The following is a 16165-nucleotide window of genomic DNA, read 5'->3' on the forward strand; positions in this document are numbered from 1 at the left end:
TCCTGCAGGCTCTTACATTCAGGAAGGGAGGACACATGACTACCCAGGCTCTCCAGGACAACATTCTTTTTCAAAACGGATATCTTGTTAACGGCATCTGGAAAACTCTCGACACCACGTTTGACGTGCTGAACCCGGCGACAGGTGAGGTGATCGCCAAAGTGGCGAAAGCCGGTAAAGCGGAAACCGAAGAAGCGATTGCCGCCGCGACCAAAGCCTTCCCCGCGTGGCGCGCCAAAACCGCGAAGGAGCGTTCGACGATCCTCTACCGCTGGTACGAGCTGATTATCGAAAACAAAAGCTGGCTTGGACGGCTAATGACCACCGAACAGGGCAAGCCCCTGAAAGAAGCCGAGGGCGAAGTAGAGTATGCCGCCAGCTTTATCCAGTGGTTTGCTGAGCAGGCCAAGCGCGCAAACGGTGAAATTATCCCTCCGGTTAAACCCGGCTCCCGCATTCTGGCGACCCGCGAGCCCATCGGCGTGGTTGCCGCCATTACGCCGTGGAACTTTCCGATGGCGATGCTCACCCGCAAGCTCGGCCCGGCGTTGGCCGCAGGCTGTACCGGCGTGATTAAACCCGCCAACAATACTCCGCTGAGCGCTTTTGCACTGCTCACGCTGGCGAAGCAGGCCGGTGTGCCAGACGGCGTACTCAATGCGGTGGCGGGCAATACGCATGAAATCAGCGACGCGATCATGGCCAGCCATGATGTGCGAAAAATCTCATTCACCGGGTCAACCTCTGTGGGGAAAACCCTGGTGCGCAACGCTGCCGAGACGATGAAGAAAGTGTCAATGGAGCTGGGGGGCAATGCGCCCTATATCGTTTTTGAGGATGCAGATATTGATGCAGCCGTTAAGGGCGCGATTGCGAACAAGTTCCGCAATGCCGGGCAGGTTTGCGTCAGCGTAAACCGTTTTTATATTCAGGAAACGGTCTATGACAAGTTTGTGAACCAGCTCGCCGATGCGGTAAACGCATTGAAAGTCGGCAACGGTCTGGAAGAGGGCGTCGTTGTTGGCCCACTGATTGACGCTTCCGCCGTCGATAAAGTACGCGAACATGTGGAAGATGCCGTTGCAAAAGGCGCCACGGTGCTGGCAGGCGGTAAAGCGCATTCTCTCGGCGGCAACTTCTGGATACCCACAGTACTCGGTGATTGTCATGAAGGGATGAAGCTGGCGGAAGAGGAGACGTTTGGCCCGGTGGCTGCCTGCTTCCGGTTTACGTCGGAAGATGAAGTGATTATGCGCGCCAACAACACGCCTTACGGGCTGGCAGCCTATTTCTACACTCAGAACCTGTCGCGCGTGTTCCGCGTCTCACAGGCGATTGAAAGCGGGATGATCGGGATCAACGAGTGTGCCGTCTCCACCGAACTGGGGCCGTTTGGCGGCGTAAAAGAGTCCGGGCTGGGGCGCGAAGGATCCGTGCTGGGGCTGGAAGAATTTCTGGAAGTCAAAACCCTGCATATCGGGGGATTATAATAGACAGGGCGGCATATTCCGCCCGCCTGTACCGGGTGGCTGGCAATGAAAACCTATACCTTTGATTTTGACGAAATCGACAGTCAGGACGACTTTTATCGAGAATTTACCCGGGTATTTAACCTGGAGCGGGAAAGCGTCACCAATCTGGATACGCTGTGGGATGTGGTTACCGGCAGTCAGTTGCCCTTACCGCTGGAGATCGAGTTCATTCATTTGCCCGACAAGCTGCGCAGACGCTTTGGCGCGCTGATCCTGCTGTTTGATGAAGCCGAAGAAGAGCTGGAAGGACAGTTGCGTTTTAATGCGCGACATTAAAAAAAGCCCCTGACCGTGAGGCCAGGGGCAAGTCGTATGCGCAGATACGACGAGGGTTTATTTATACAGTTCAGCAGTTGCGTGCCAGGTGTCACCGCTACGCGCCTCAATGATGCGATAAGAGGATGCACCTTTTTCTTCCGCTTTCTTGTTCAGCATCTCATGCATATCCATCGGAGACGTACCGACCGCGCCAATAGACACCGTGCCGATTGCCTCACGGGATTGCGCCTGATCTGCGTTGATGGAATCAGCCGCAAAAGCGCCGAATGACAGGACAGACAGGATACTCAGAGCCGCTACAGTAGTTTTGATTTTCATGATTCTTTACCTCGTCGAATTTTTTAGTGGGGTCTTGCTTTGTGACCCTCATCACAAAATCAAGTATACACTAATCACGCGATAAATTAATACCATGCTAATTGTTTCATGGGTAATTACGTGTTAACGGGAAAGATTTTTATAACCAAAACGCATAAAATTGGTTATTTTACCATCATATGTTGAGGGTTAATTCAATAAAATCATAAGGATATGATGCTTTGATTTTTTGTGCGGTTTTTTGCCTTAGCATTCACCAAGTGAATGTTAATGGCTGGTAAAAAGCACTATTTGTCAAAGTAAGGACAGTGGAAAAGAGGGGTTAACGTAGCGGGGGCAGAACAATCCCCGCAGCAGGCTGCGGGGAGGAGGATTACAGTTCCTGTTCGAACAGGACCAGAATCGCTTCGTAGAGATCCTTCACCGAAAAACCGTTTGCCGGAGTGGTAAAGATAGTGTCATCACCGGCGATGGTGCCGAGAATACCTTCCGCTTTACCTAATGAATCCAGCAGGCGAGCAATCAGCTGCGCCGCGCCCGGGCTGGTGTGAATAACCACCACGGCATCGTTATAGTCGATGTCGAGGACCAGGTTCTTCAGCGGGCTGGAGGTGGTCGGCACGCCAAGTTCAGCTGGCAGACAATAGACCATTTCCATTTTGGCATTGCGGGTACGCACTGCGCCAAACTTGGTTAACATGCGGGAGACTTTCGACTGATTGATGTTTTCGAAGCCTTGTTCCTGCAACGCCTGAACAATTTCTCCCTGAGAACTGAATTTCTCTTCTTTGAGTAGCGCTTTAAACGCCTTCACTAATTCTTCTTGCTTAGACGAGCTTCGCATAAGTCACCCGGAATATGACGATAGAAACAACATTATTATGCATGTGGATGAATTTTTATGCAAACTATCTACCTGGCGCCAGGCTGAAATAATGTTATGAAAGGGAGTGATTTTATCAGATTTCGTTATCGGAAAACATGCCTGGGTCACGCCGCGCAAATAAGCTTAAAAGTAAATTAAATGTTATCAAAATGATGTTGTTTTGGTGGTGTAGCAAGGTGTATTGTAACCACCTCTTATTTCGTTGCTGCCCGCTGCCCGATAGCATTCAGGCGAAGGTGAAAGACGCGCGACCTCAAATTCTTTAGCTACGAAAATTGTAATTATTTACTCGCTGAATTATGGTCGCCGCAACGGAGTTACAGATACTTAAAGTTAACCATAATAAGGAGTTTAGGATGAAAGTTGCAGTCCTCGGCGCTGCTGGTGGTATCGGCCAGGCGCTTGCCCTACTACTGAAAACCCAACTGCCTTCAGGCTCAGAACTCTCCCTGTACGATATTGCTCCGGTAACCCCAGGTGTGGCGGTTGACCTGAGCCACATCCCGACCGCTGTGAAAATCAAAGGCTTCTCCGGTGAAGATGCGCGTCCTGCGCTGCAGGGTGCTGACGTCGTACTGATCTCTGCGGGTGTGGCACGTAAACCTGGTATGGATCGTTCTGACCTGTTCAACGTCAACGCGGGCATCGTGAAAAACCTGGTTCAGCAGATCGCTGAAATCTGCCCGAAAGCCTGTATCGGTATCATCACTAACCCGGTGAACACCACCGTTGCTATCGCAGCAGAAGTGCTGAAGAAAGCGGGTGTTTACGACAAGAACAAACTGTTCGGCGTGACCACGCTGGATATCATCCGTTCCAACACCTTCGTCGCTGAGCTGAAAGGCAAGCAGCCAACGGAAGTGGAAGTGCCGGTTATCGGTGGTCACTCTGGCGTGACGATCCTGCCTCTGCTGTCGCAGATCCCAGGCGTGAGCTTTACCGAGCAGGAAGTGGCTGACCTGACTAAACGCATCCAGAACGCGGGCACCGAAGTGGTGGAAGCGAAGGCGGGTGGCGGATCCGCAACCCTGTCTATGGGTCAGGCGGCGGCGCGTTTCGGTCTGTCTCTGGTTCGTGCTCTGCAGGGCGAGAAAAATGTTGTTGAATGCGCTTACGTTGAAGGCGACGGCGAACACGCTCGCTTCTTCTCTCAGCCGCTGCTGCTGGGCCAAAACGGTATTGAAGAGCGTAAATCCATTGGTACGCTGAGCGCGTTTGAACAACACGCGATGGAAGGCATGCTGGATACGCTGAAGAAAGATATCACTCTGGGCGAAGAGTTCGTTAATAAGTAAAACGAACCTTCTCCCGGCAAAAAAAACGGAGCTTATCGCTCCGTTTTTTTATGCCTGTCAGTTAGTGGCCGGATATTCCTGAATCGTCACATGCAGCGTCAGTTTCTTATCGTTGCGCATGACTTCAACAGGGATGATAGAGCCCGGACGAATTTCCGCCACCTGGTCCATCGTCTCCAGCGCAGAGACCGCTGGCGTGCCGTTGACCGACACAATGACATCATTAACCTGAATACCCGCATTCGCGGCCGGGCCACCAGGCGACACTTCATTCACCACAATCCCCTGAATCTGGTCGATCCCACCGCCCTGGGTATGCATCGGTGCAATTTCCCGCCCGCCTATACCGATATATCCGCGGATCACGCGTCCATCGCGAATGAGCTTGTCCATGATCTTGGTTGCCAGCTGGAATGGAATCGCAAATCCAATCCCTTCCGGCGTCTCGCCATCGTTACTCTTATCGAACGAGAGGGTGTTGATGCCCATGAGCTCACCCAGTGAGTTCACCAGCGCGCCGCCGGAGTTACCGTGGTTGATAGAGGCATCGGTCTGAAGGAAATTCTGCCGCCCGGACGGGTTCAGGCCGATTCGACCGGTGGCGCTGATAATCCCCTGGGTAATGGTCTGGCCCAGATTGTACGGGTTACCTATCGCCAACACGACGTCGCCAATATGTGGCGTGCGTTTACGGTTGATCGGAATGGTGGGCAGGCCGCCCGTGGCGTTGATCTTCAGAACCGCCAGGTCGGTCAGGCTGTCCGAGCCCACGAGTAACGCTTCAAATACGCGACCATCCTGCAAGGCGACGATAATCTGGTCGGCATCGTTAATCACGTGCTTGTTGGTAATGATGTAGCCACGTTCATCCATAATTACGCCGGAGCCGAGCGTGCGGATCTCCAGCTGGTTATGGGCCGAGGTATTCAGTCCTCGGTTATAAACGTTGACCACGGCGGGTGCGGCACGGCGAACCGCCTGATTGTAAGTGGCAGGCGTTTCATCCGTACTGTCAAACTGGGGGGCCGTCAGCTTGTTGAACTGACGCAAAGACGGCATAGCCACCAGCAGCAGGGCAGCAACGATCAAACCGATAGCAATGGAACGAAAGAGCTTTAAAAGCATGATGCGCGTGTCGTTAAAAAATGAACGGTTTGCAGCATAACATGAGTTATCCGGACATCACATGCAGCGGTGATGTCCGGGGTCGCAAATGCTTAGCGCAATAAAATATAGATAGTCTCTTTGCCACGTATAACCTGCAGGGCAATGACCGTTGGCTTACTTTCCAGCACCTTGCGCATCTCTGCAATAGATTGCACGCGCGTGCGGTTCACGCCGATGATGACATCATCCTGATGCAGTCCCGCCTGTGCGGCAGGGCTGCTCTTCTCGACGGTGTCAATAGTAATGCCTTTCGTGCCGTCTTTAAGCTGGCCGTCGCTCAACGTCGCGCCTTGCAGGGCCGGGGCGATCAGCTCCGCGCTGGCGGAAGAAGAGGTGCTCTTATCCAGCGTGACTTCAACATCCAGCGGCTTGCCGTCGCGAATCAAACCGAGTTTCACTTTGGCGCCAGGCTCGGTGGTGGCAATGCGAGAACGCAGTTCTGCGAAGCTGTTCAGCGGCTTATCGTTCAGGCTGACGATGACATCGCCGGATTTCACGCCTGCTTTCGCCGACCCGGAATTTGGCAGCACTTCGCTGACAAACGCGCCGCGCTGGACGTTGACGTTAAAGGCTTTGGCGATATCCGCGCTCATCTCCATCCCTTTGATGCCCAGCAGTCCACGTTTGACTTCACCAAACTGAATAAGCTGTTGAGACAGGGTTTTGGCCATATTGCTCGGTATGGCAAAGCCAATCCCGATACTGCCGCCGCCGGGCGCGAGGATCGCCGTGTTGATACCAATAAGCTCACCATTCAGGTTGAGCAGCGCTCCACCCGAGTTACCGCGGTTAATTGACGCGTCGGTCTGAATAAAGTTTTCCAGCCCTTCCAGGTTCAGGCCGCTGCGCCCCAGTGCAGAGACGATCCCGGAAGTGGCAGTCTGGCCCAGACCGAAGGGGTTACCCACGGCAACGGCAAAATCGCCTACCCGCAGCGTGTCGGAGTCCGCAATGGTAATCTGCGTCAGGTTGCTGGGTTTCAGGATCTGCAGCAGCGCAATATCGCTCTGGTCATCGCCGCCGATCAGTTTGGCGTCAAATTCGCGGCCATCATTGAGCTGGACGCTGATCTTATCCGCCTGACTGATCACGTGGTTGTTGGTCAGGATATAGCCCTTGGCCGCATCAATGATCACCCCAGAGCCCAGTCCCTCAAATGGCTGCGCCTGCTGGTCGGGAGATTCATCACCGAAGTATTTCTTCAGTTCTTCCGGCACGCGCTGGCTTTGCCGCGCGGTGCCTTCGACCTGGACGCTGACCACGGCGGGCAGCACTTTTTCCAGCATCGGCGCGAGGCTAGGAATGGCTGCCTGTCCCGGCACCTGCGAAGGCAGCGCCGCGTGGGCAGGGAAGGACGCCGAGAGAGATAACCCGACACTTAACGCTAAAGCGCTCAACAGCTGGTTTTTTTTCTTCATTGATGCAGACTCTCGTATCCTGGAATGAAAGAAGCACGGCCCAAAAACATCTTGATGTTATTGAATTTTCAACCGCTGAACAATGAGGTGTTTGACTAAATAATAGCTGGGGACGGGAAGAAAAGACGGGCGCAAGAGATGCGCCCGTAAAATTTATTCATGTTTTGCGATTAATCGCGTTTTGCGCCACCGCGCAGCAGGCCGGACGCGCCGTCCGAATAGTCGCGTGGCATCTGAACCGGAGCCTGATCGTTACCCGCTTCAGAGTCTGCCAGACGGTTGCGGAACGGGTTCGTTTCTGCGGTCATTTCCGGCAGCAGGCTGCTGGAGCTTTTCGCCATATGTTGATACAGCTGGCGATAGTCGGTCGCCATGTTGTCCAGCAGCTCGGCGCTACGGGCAAAGTGGCTGACCAGCTCTTCACGATACTCTTCCAGTTCGGCTTTGTTCTTTTCCAGTTCGTACTGCAGTGACTGCTGCTGACGCAATTTGCGATTACCGAAACGCATGGCCACAGCACCGATGACGATGCCGACGACTAAACCGATTAGCGCATATTCCCAGGTCATGAACTTCTCCCGTTGTCTTGTTGTTCCGTAGGGTGTTGGCTCGGCTCCTGCCTGTGCCTGATAATGCCACTATAACCGCTATTTCCGTAGAAGTGGAATCCTGACGTATCATCGCGTAGTGTAGAACGGCCTTTTTTTCATCAGTCACGTCTGCTGGTGAGCGTTAATTGAAGGAATAACAATAAGATTATGCCAAACCTGTCCCCTGCATCGCGATATCAACTGGCCCTTAACGAGGGTACCCATCAGCCGGATGACGTTCAACGTGAGGCGGTAAGCCGTCTGGAGATGATTTATCAGGAACTCACGGCCAAACCCGCTGAAACCGAACAGAATGGCGGGCTAAAGGCGGCATTTGGGCGGTTGCTCGGAAAAAAAGCGCCACAGGCTCACGCGCCAGTGCACGGTTTATATATGTGGGGCGGGGTCGGTCGCGGTAAAACCTGGCTGATGGACATGTTCTACCAGAGCCTGCCGGGCACGCGTAAACAGCGCCTGCATTTTCACCGTTTTATGCTTCGGGTTCACGAGGAGCTGACGGCGCTGCAGGGCAAAAGCGATCCGCTGGAGATTGTGGCCGACCGCTTTAAGGCGGAAACGGACGTACTCTGCTTTGACGAATTTTATGTTTCCGATATTACGGATGCGATGCTGCTGGGCGGGTTGATGAAAGCGCTGTTTGCGCGCGGAATCACGCTGGTGGCCACGTCGAATATCCCGCCGGACGAGCTGTACCGCAACGGCCTGCAGCGGGCACGCTTCCTGCCCGCCATCGACGCCATTAAGCAGCACTGCGACATTATGAATGTTGATGCCGGTGTCGATTATCGTCTGCGCACGTTAACCCAGGCGCACCTGTGGCTCTCGCCGTTAAATGCAGAGACCACCCGCGAGATGGATACACTCTGGCTGGCGCTGGCGGGAGCAAAACGCGAGCACGCCCCGGAACTTGAGATTAACCATCGTCCGTTGCCTACGCTCGGCGTTGAAAACCAAACGCTGGCGGTCTCCTTTACGACGCTCTGTGTCGACGCCCGTAGCCAGCACGACTACATCGCGCTTTCGCGCCTGTTCCACACCGTGATGGTGCTGGATGTGCCGGTGATGACGCGCCTGATGGAAAGCGAAGCGCGACGCTTCATTGCGCTGGTGGACGAGTTTTACGAGCGCCACGTTAAGCTGGTGGTCAGCGCCGAGGTACCTTTATATGAGATTTACCAGGGCGAGCGGCTGAAGTTTGAGTTCCAGCGCTGCCTGTCGCGCCTGCAGGAGATGCAGAGCGAGGAATACCTGAAGCTGGAGCATATGCCATAATAAATGCCACCCTCTCCCTGAGAAGGGAGCCTTGTAGGCCGGGTAAGGCGCAGCCGCCACCCGGCATTTTCAGCCCCCTCGAAAAACCCATTCCAAATCACATTTAAGGGTCGATCTTTGACCTCAACTTCTCTATAATCTTGCGACCCCACGTTACGAGAAGGTTTTTTTCCCGAAACTTTCTATGTGTCGGCATGAGCTATTCGAAGGGGTAGGTTTGCCGGACTTTGTCGTGTGAACCTCAACTGACTAAACGTTTGGGTGTTCACCAACGTGTAACTTATTATTTGGGTAAGCTTTTAATGAAAACTTTTACAGCTAAACCAGAAACCGTACAGCGCGACTGGTATGTTGTTGACGCGACCGGTAAAACTCTGGGCCGTCTGGCTACTGAACTGGCTCGTCGCCTGCGCGGTAAGCACAAAGCGGAATACACTCCGCACGTTGATACCGGTGATTACATCATCGTTCTGAACGCTGATAAAGTTGCTGTAACCGGCAACAAGCGTACTGACAAAATGTACTATCACCACACTGGCCACATCGGTGGTATCAAAGAAGCGACCTTTGAAGAGATGATTGCTCGCCGTCCTGAGCGTGTGATTGAAATCGCGGTTAAAGGCATGCTGCCAAAAGGCCCGCTGGGTCGTGCTATGTTCCGTAAACTGAAAGTTTACGCAGGCAACGAGCACAACCACGCGGCACAGCAACCGCAAGTTCTTGACATCTAATCGGGATTATAGGCAATGGCTGAAAATCAATACTACGGCACTGGTCGCCGCAAAAGTTCCGCAGCTCGCGTTTTCATCAAACCGGGCAGTGGTAAAATCGTAATCAACCAGCGTTCTCTGGAACAGTACTTCGGTCGCGAAACTGCCCGCATGGTAGTTCGCCAGCCGCTGGAACTGGTTGATATGGTAGAAAAACTGGATCTGTACATCACCGTTAAAGGTGGTGGTATCTCCGGTCAGGCAGGTGCGATCCGTCACGGTATCACCCGCGCTCTGATGGAGTACGACGAATCCCTGCGTTCTGAACTGCGTAAAGCTGGCTTCGTTACTCGTGACGCGCGTCAGGTTGAACGTAAGAAAGTGGGTCTGCGTAAAGCACGTCGTCGTCCACAGTTCTCCAAACGTTAATCCATTCTGCTTACGCAGAACGATTGGCGAAAAAACCCGCTTCGGCGGGTTTTTTTATGGATAATGCGCAGGTTATCCACAACATGAATTGATATATCTCCTCTTTTTCCACATTTCCAGAATCCCCTCACCACAAAGCCATCAAAATCTGGTAAACTATCATCCAATTTTCTGCCCAAATATCGGTGAATACTCGATTTTTGTTCGATTCTTGAACAATGTGTTTTCTCTGGGATGGGCAATACATCATCTGGCTGGCCCTGGTGGGCTGGTAGCAGTAAAATTCTGAATATACCTGGAGGTTTTCATGGCTGTCGCTGCCAACAAACGTTCGGTAATGACGCTGTTTTCTGGTCCTACTGACATTTATAGCCATCAGGTTCGTATCGTGCTGGCCGAGAAGGGTGTCAGTTTTGAGATCGAGCATGTGGAAAAGGATAACCCTCCTCAGGATCTGATCGATCTCAACCCGAGCCAGAGCGTACCAACGCTGGTGGATCGCGAGCTGACCCTGTGGGAATCCCGTATCATTATGGAATACCTGGATGAGCGTTTCCCGCATCCGCCGCTGATGCCTGTTTACCCTGTTGCGCGTGGTGAAAGCCGCCTGTACATGCAGCGTATCGAAAAAGACTGGTATACGCTGATGAACGTTATCGTTAACGGTACGTCGTCTGAAGCGGATGCTGCGCGTAAACAACTGCGTGAAGAGCTGCTGGCAATCGCGCCAGTCTTTGGTCAAAAACCTTTCTTCCTGAGCGATGAGTTCAGCCTGGTGGATTGCTACCTGGCACCGCTGCTGTGGCGTCTGCCTACGCTGGGCGTAGAGTTCAGCGGTCCTGGCGCGAAAGAGCTGAAAGGCTATATGACTCGCGTATTCGAACGCGACTCTTTCCTGGCTTCTCTGACTGAGCCGGAACGTGAAATGCGTCTCGGCCGAGGCTAATGACTGTGGAAATGTCACAACTTTCCCCACGCCGTCCGTATCTGCTGCGCGCCTTCTATGAATGGCTGCTGGATAACCAGCTCACGCCGCACCTGGTTGTGGATGTGACGTTGCCGGGCGTGCTGGTTCCAATGGAATACGCACGTGACGGACAGATTGTGTTGAACATTGCGCCTCGCGCGGTGGGTAACCTGGAGCTGGCAAACGACGAAGTGCGCTTTAACGCGCGTTTTGGCGGCGTACCGCGTCAGGTTTCCGTACCACTGGCTGCGGTTCTGGCGATCTACGCACGTGAGAACGGTGCGGGTACCATGTTTGAGCCGGAAGCGGCGTATGACGAAGATGTTGCCAGCCTGAATGATGATGATGCTTCCGATGAGCGCGAAAGCGACACGGTGATGTCACTTATTGATGGCGACAAACCCGACGATCACGACGACAACGATCCTGATGACGATCCGCCTCCGCGCGGTGGCCGTCCGGCGCTGCGCGTAGTGAAATAATCAAACAGGCCCTCAGGGCCTGTTTTGCTTTCTGCCCCTTTTCGCCCCCTCTAATTTCCTGTGTTATGATGAGCCGTTTTCCTTATATGGCACCGGACTGCAATGAAACCGACCGATCTTAAAGCTGAAAACTCTGATGAAACTATTGGCCGCAGCCTGCATCGTCGTCCGCTGGCGCGCAAAAAGCTGTCTGATATGGTGGAAGAAGAGCTGGAGCAGATGATCCGCCGCAAGGAGTTCGCCCAGGGAGAACAACTGCCCTCCGAACGCGAGCTGATGGAGTTCTTCAACGTGGGCCGCCCTTCGGTGCGTGAGGCGCTGGCGGCGCTAAAGCGCAAAGGGCTGGTGCAGATCAACAACGGTGAACGTGCCCGCGTCTCCATGCCTTCAGCCGATACCATCATCAGCGAACTTTCTGGCATGGCGAAAGATTTCCTGACCCAGCCCGGCGGCATTGCCCATTTTGAGCAGCTACGCCTGTTCTTTGAATCCAGCCTCGTTCGATTTGCCGCTGAGTTTGCCACTGACGATCAAATCGCTCAGCTGACAAAAGCGCTGGAGATCAACAGCCAGTCTCTGGATGATAATACCCTGTTTATTCGATCTGACGTCGATTTCCACCGCGTGCTGGCGGAGATCCCCGGCAATCCGATCTTTAACGCGATCCACGTTGCGCTGCTCGACTGGCTGATCGCCGCGCGTCCGAAAGTGCCGGATGCCGAGCTGTATAAGCATAATGAAGTCAGCTATCGCCAGCATATTGCAATCGTCGATGCGATCCGCCGCCGCGATCCGGATGAGGCCGATCGCGCGCTCCAGACCCACCTCAACAGCGTTTCTGCCACCTGGCACGCTTTCGGCCAACATTCAAAAGCCAAAAAATAACGATCCTTTAGTGAAGCAGATCGCAATATAAGCGTTCTGTATTCCACTGCTGCTTAATTGATCTGGTATAACAGGTATAAAGGTATGTCGTTATAACAAACACACGATCGATTGAGGTAACTATGGCAACGCAATTACGCGGCGTAATGGCCGCACTCCTGACCCCGTTTACTCAGCAGCAAATGCTGGATAAAGAGAGCCTGCGCCGTCTGGTGCAGTTCAATATTGAGCAGGGCATCGACGGGCTTTATGTCGGTGGCTCAACGGGAGAGGCTTTTGTGCAAAGCCTTTCAGAACGCGAGCAGGTAATGGAGATCGTGGCGGATGAGGCGAAGGGGAAAATCACCCTCATCGCCCATGTTGGCTGTGTCAGCACCGCAGAAAGCCAGCAGCTGGCAACTGCTGCCGCCCGCTTTGGGTTTGACGCCGTGTCCGCCGTCACACCGTTCTACTATCCCTTCAGCTTTGAAGAACACTGCGACCACTACCGTGCAATTATTGACTCCGCTGATGGTTTGCCGATGGTGGTCTACAACATCCCTGCGTTGAGCGGCGTTAAGTTAACGCTGGAGCAGATCAACACGCTGGTGACGCTGCCGGGCGTCGGAGCGCTGAAGCAAACCTCTGGCGATCTCTTCCAGATGGAGCAGATCCGCCGCGCGCATCCGGATCTGGTGCTCTACAACGGCTACGACGAGATCTTCGCTTCCGGCCTGCTGGCAGGCGCTGACGGAGGGATCGGCAGTACGTACAACATTATGGGCTGGCGCTATCAGGCGATCGCTAAAGCGGTTCGGGAAGGGGATAACGCCACCGCGCAGCGTCTGCAGGGCGAGTGCAACAAGGTGATCGACCTGCTGATTGGCGCCGGCGTCTTCCGTGGTCTGAAAACGGTGCTGCACTATATGGACGTGCTCTCCGTACCGCTGTGCCGCAAGCCGTTTTCACCCGTGGACGAAAAATTCGTGCCCGCGCTAAAAGCCCTGGCAGAGCAGCTAATGGCGGAAAAACGCTAACGCATTACGTAGGCCGGGCAAGGCACAGCCGCCGTCCGGCAAAACGACAGAGAAATCGTCGGGAGAGTGAAATGAGTGTATCTACCCAAAGCATCCCGTGGTACCGCCATCTTAGCCGCCCGCAGTGGCGCGCCTTCTCCGCTGCCTGGCTGGGATATTTGCTTGATGGCTTCGATTTTGTACTGATTGCCTTAGTTCTGACGGAAGTGAAAAGCGAGTTCGGCCTGACGACGGTGGAAGCCGCGAGCCTGATTTCGGCGGCCTTTATCTCACGCTGGTTCGGTGGCCTGCTGCTGGGGGCGATGGGCGATCGCTATGGCCGCAAGCTGGCGATGATTACCAGCATTGTTCTTTTCTCCTGCGGCACCCTGGCCTGCGGGTTTGCGCCGGGTTACGTCACCATGTTTATCGCCAGAATGGTGATCGGCATGGGGATGGCGGGCGAATATGGTTCCAGCGCAACCTACGTGATCGAAAGCTGGCCAAAGCAGCTGCGCAACAAGGCGAGCGGCTTTTTGATTTCCGGTTTCTCCGTGGGGGCCGTCATCGCCGCGCAGGTCTACAGCCTCGTGGTCCCCGTCTGGGGCTGGCGCGCGCTGTTCTTAATCGGCATCTTGCCTATCGTCTTTGCCCTGTGGCTGCGCAAAAACATCCCGGAAGCCGAAGACTGGAAGGCGAAGCACGCTGGCAAAGCGCCGGTGCGCACGATGGTCGATATTCTTTATCGCGGTAAGTACCGCGTAATCAATATTGTCATGACGCTGTTTGCCGGTGCGGCGCTGTGGCTCTGCTTTGCCGGAGAGCTAAACAACGTCGGGATGGTGGTTATTCTGGGGCTGCTGTGCGCCGTCGTTTTTATCAGCTTTATGGTGCAAAGCAGCGGTAAACGCTGGCCCACTGGCGTAACGCTGATGGTTGTGGTGCTGTTTGCCTTTCTCTATTCGTGGCCGATTCAGGCGCTGCTGCCAACCTATTTGAAAACGGAGCTGGCCTACGATCCGGCTACGGTGGCCCGCGTGCTGTTCTTCAGCGGATTTGGCGCGGCGGTGGGCTGCTGCGTAGGCGGTTTTCTTGGCGACTGGCTGGGCACGCGTAAAGCGTACGTCTGCAGCCTGCTGGCCTCGCAGTTGCTTATTATTCCGGTGTTTGCGATCGGCGGCGCGAATATCTGGGTGCTCGGGCTGTTGCTCTTTTTCCAGCAGATGCTGGGTCAGGGCATTTCCGGGATCTTACCGAAGCTCATCGGCGGCTATTTCGATACCGACCAGCGTGCGGCCGGGCTTGGATTTACCTATAACGTCGGCGCGCTGGGCGGGGCGCTTGCACCGGTGATCGGCGCTCTACTGTCCCAGCGGATGGAGCTGGGAACCGCGCTGGGATCGCTCTCCTTTGGCCTCACGTTTGTCGTGATCCTGTTGATCGGCCTTGATATGCCGTCCCGCGTTCAGCGCTGGATCAGGCCGGAAGCGCTGCGCACTCACGACGCCATCGACGGTAAACCGCTGAGCGGAGCCTTTCCTGCGGGCGCGGTCAAACGCGAGCAGGTGATGAAATGACGACGCTGGCAATTGATATTGGCGGCACGAAGCTCGCTGCCGCCCTGGTTGAAGGGGGCGTTCTGTCGATGCGCAGGGCGTGCCCGACCCCCGGCAGCCAGACGCCGGGCGCGCTTGAGGAGGCGCTACGTGCCCTGGTTTTACCTCTGGTTAGGCATGCCGGGCGCGTGGCGGTGGCGTCGACAGGGATTATTCATAACGGCGTGCTCACCTCCATCAATCCGGCCAACCTGGGTGGCCTGGAGCAGTTTCCGCTGGTCGCCTTTCTGGAAGCCGCTACGCAATTACCGGTCACGGCGGTTAACGACGCGCAGTCCGCCGCATGGGCAGAGTTTTGCGCGCTGCCCGGGAGGGAAGATATGGTGTTCCTGACGGTTTCAACCGGCGTGGGCGGCGGCGTTGTACTCAATGGAAAACTTCAGACGGGCAGCGGGGGGCTGGCCGGGCATCTTGGGCATACGCTGGCCGATCCCGCCGGGCCGCTTTGTGGCTGTGGACGAAGAGGATGCATTGAAGCCATTGCTTCAGGCCGGGGCATAGCAGCTCAGGCGAAGGGTGAACTGGCAGGGCTGGATGCAAAGGCGATATTCAGCCGGAATACGCCGCAGGCTCGCAGGCTGGTGGCAAATTCGGCACACGCGCTGGCGCGACTGATCGCCGATGTTAAAGCCGTTACCGACTGTCAGGTTATCGTGGTCGGCGGCAGCGTGGGGCTGGCGGAAGGGTACCTACCTCTGGTGAGGGCCTGTTTATCGCAGGAGCCAGAAGTGTATCAGGTGCCTCTTCGGGCGGCGCATTATCGTCACGACGCCGGGCTATTGGGCGCGGCGCTGTTAGCGACAGGAGACGCGTTATGATGATGGGAGAGCTGCAGTCCCTGACATCGTCGGGCCTGCCTGCCGCACTGGTGAATGCTCTCACGCTGGCGGTTGCCGCCCGGCCAAAGGAGAAAGCGCCGGGTCACTACGAACTGCAGGGTGATGCGATCTTTATGAATGTTATGCAGTTTGCTACACAAGCTCCGGAGCTGAAAAAGGCAGAGCTGCACGCGGAGTATATTGATATCCAGCTCCTGTTAGCCGGTGAAGAGCGGATTCTGTTTGGCGTTGCGGAGTCCGCGCGCGGGTGTGAGGAAATGCATAGCGCCGGGGATTATCAGCTTTGCAGCCGCATCGAAGGGGAGCAGTCCGTAGCGTTAAGACCGGGGATGTTCGTGGTGTTTATGCCGGGGGAGCCGCATAAGCCAGGGTGCATCACCGACTCGGCGGGAGAGATTAAAAAGGCCGTGGTGAAGGTTCGCGCCAGCCTGTTAACCGCATAAAAAAAGCCGGATGGTTTTCCA

18 protein-coding genes are annotated in these 16165 nt (G+C 54.9%); 13 read left to right on the forward strand and 5 right to left on the reverse strand.

Translation table 11 applies throughout. The features are described 5' to 3' along the window. Nucleotides 1-35 precede the first annotated feature (35 nt). A complete protein-coding gene (locus tag KK102_RS12310; RefSeq protein WP_126545351.1) occupies nucleotides 36-1490 on the forward strand; it encodes an NAD-dependent succinate-semialdehyde dehydrogenase in 1455 nt (484 codons plus the stop codon). A gap of 45 nt (nucleotides 1491-1535) precedes the next feature. Further along, nucleotides 1536-1808: a barstar family protein gene (locus KK102_RS12315; protein ID WP_010436138.1), complete on the forward strand. Its 273-nt coding sequence runs from the start codon at nucleotides 1536-1538 to the stop codon at nucleotides 1806-1808. 57 nt (nucleotides 1809-1865) lie between these two features. Here KK102_RS12315 and yhcN read toward each other — a convergent pair whose 3' ends face one another. Continuing rightward, nucleotides 1866-2129: a peroxide/acid stress response protein YhcN gene (gene yhcN / locus KK102_RS12320; protein ID WP_010436136.1), complete on the reverse strand. Its 264-nt coding sequence runs from the start codon at nucleotides 2127-2129 to the stop codon at nucleotides 1866-1868. A 373-nt stretch (nucleotides 2130-2502) separates the two neighbouring features. After that, the gene (gene argR, locus KK102_RS12325; protein ID WP_010436133.1) at nucleotides 2503-2973 is read right to left on the reverse strand and encodes a transcriptional regulator ArgR; all 471 of its coding nucleotides are present in this window, start codon (nucleotides 2971-2973) and stop codon (nucleotides 2503-2505) included. Nucleotides 2974-3371: 398 nt separating this feature from the next. On the opposite strand from argR, the gene mdh reads away from it, so the two are divergent. Further along, nucleotides 3372-4310, forward strand: a complete 939-nt coding sequence (mdh, locus tag KK102_RS12330; RefSeq protein ID WP_216357702.1) for a malate dehydrogenase — start codon at nucleotides 3372-3374, stop codon at nucleotides 4308-4310. Nucleotides 4311-4367: 57 nt separating this feature from the next. Here the strand turns inward: mdh and degS are convergent, their stop codons facing one another. From degS to zapG, 3 genes are all read right to left on the reverse strand, one after another. Beyond that, nucleotides 4368-5435, reverse strand: coding sequence for an outer membrane-stress sensor serine endopeptidase DegS (gene degS, locus KK102_RS12335; protein ID WP_126545349.1), 1068 nt, complete (start codon nucleotides 5433-5435; stop codon nucleotides 4368-4370). Nucleotides 5436-5527: 92 nt separating this feature from the next. Next, entirely contained in the window at nucleotides 5528-6895 is a 1368-nt protein-coding gene (degQ, locus tag KK102_RS12340; RefSeq protein WP_126545348.1) for a serine endoprotease DegQ, read from the reverse strand. A 170-nt stretch (nucleotides 6896-7065) separates the two neighbouring features. Beyond that, on the reverse strand, nucleotides 7066-7464 hold the full coding sequence (gene zapG, locus KK102_RS12345; protein ID WP_010436126.1) for a Z-ring associated protein ZapG: 399 nt from the start codon (nucleotides 7462-7464) through the stop codon (nucleotides 7066-7068). Nucleotides 7465-7653: 189 nt separating this feature from the next. On the opposite strand from zapG, the gene zapE reads away from it, so the two are divergent. The 10 genes from zapE to nanQ all read left to right on the forward strand — a co-directional run bounded on the left by zapE (nucleotide 7654) and on the right by nanQ (nucleotide 16144). Continuing rightward, a complete protein-coding gene (gene zapE / locus KK102_RS12350) occupies nucleotides 7654-8778 on the forward strand; it encodes a cell division protein ZapE (RefSeq protein WP_216357703.1) in 1125 nt (374 codons plus the stop codon). A 302-nt stretch (nucleotides 8779-9080) separates the two neighbouring features. After that, entirely contained in the window at nucleotides 9081-9509 is a 429-nt protein-coding gene (gene rplM / locus KK102_RS12355; RefSeq protein WP_003860434.1) for a 50S ribosomal protein L13, read from the forward strand. Between the two features lie 15 nt (nucleotides 9510-9524). Further along, nucleotides 9525-9917: a 30S ribosomal protein S9 gene (gene rpsI / locus KK102_RS12360; RefSeq protein WP_003860436.1), complete on the forward strand. Its 393-nt coding sequence runs from the start codon at nucleotides 9525-9527 to the stop codon at nucleotides 9915-9917. A gap of 307 nt (nucleotides 9918-10224) precedes the next feature. Continuing rightward, nucleotides 10225-10863 carry a stringent starvation protein SspA gene (gene sspA / locus KK102_RS12365; protein ID WP_010436114.1) on the forward strand — a complete coding sequence of 213 codons (639 nt, stop codon included), beginning with the start codon at nucleotides 10225-10227 and terminating at the stop codon, nucleotides 10861-10863. Between the two features lie 5 nt (nucleotides 10864-10868). After that, complete coding sequence (sspB, locus tag KK102_RS12370; protein ID WP_126545345.1) at nucleotides 10869-11366, forward strand: ClpXP protease specificity-enhancing factor; 498 nt, start codon at nucleotides 10869-10871, stop codon at nucleotides 11364-11366. A 102-nt stretch (nucleotides 11367-11468) separates the two neighbouring features. Continuing rightward, nucleotides 11469-12251, forward strand: coding sequence for a transcriptional regulator NanR (nanR, locus tag KK102_RS12375; RefSeq protein WP_216357704.1), 783 nt, complete (start codon nucleotides 11469-11471; stop codon nucleotides 12249-12251). A gap of 122 nt (nucleotides 12252-12373) precedes the next feature. Further along, nucleotides 12374-13267 carry an N-acetylneuraminate lyase gene (gene nanA, locus KK102_RS12380; RefSeq protein ID WP_126545343.1) on the forward strand — a complete coding sequence of 298 codons (894 nt, stop codon included), beginning with the start codon at nucleotides 12374-12376 and terminating at the stop codon, nucleotides 13265-13267. A gap of 71 nt (nucleotides 13268-13338) precedes the next feature. After that, the gene (locus KK102_RS12385) at nucleotides 13339-14823 is read left to right on the forward strand and encodes an MFS transporter (protein WP_126545342.1); all 1485 of its coding nucleotides are present in this window, start codon (nucleotides 13339-13341) and stop codon (nucleotides 14821-14823) included. Beyond that, the gene (nanK, locus tag KK102_RS12390) at nucleotides 14820-15680 is read left to right on the forward strand and encodes an N-acetylmannosamine kinase (RefSeq protein ID WP_216357705.1); all 861 of its coding nucleotides are present in this window, start codon (nucleotides 14820-14822) and stop codon (nucleotides 15678-15680) included. Before KK102_RS12385 ends, nanK begins: the two co-directional genes overlap by 4 nt. After that, a complete protein-coding gene (nanQ, locus tag KK102_RS12395) occupies nucleotides 15677-16144 on the forward strand; it encodes an N-acetylneuraminate anomerase (protein WP_126545340.1) in 468 nt (155 codons plus the stop codon). The genes nanK and nanQ overlap by 4 nt, the downstream gene beginning before the upstream one ends. The last annotated feature ends 21 nt before the right edge of the window (nucleotides 16145-16165 follow it).

The organism is Enterobacter quasimori (genome assembly GCF_018597345.1).
GTDB classification, from domain to species: domain Bacteria; phylum Pseudomonadota; class Gammaproteobacteria; order Enterobacterales; family Enterobacteriaceae; genus Enterobacter; species Enterobacter mori.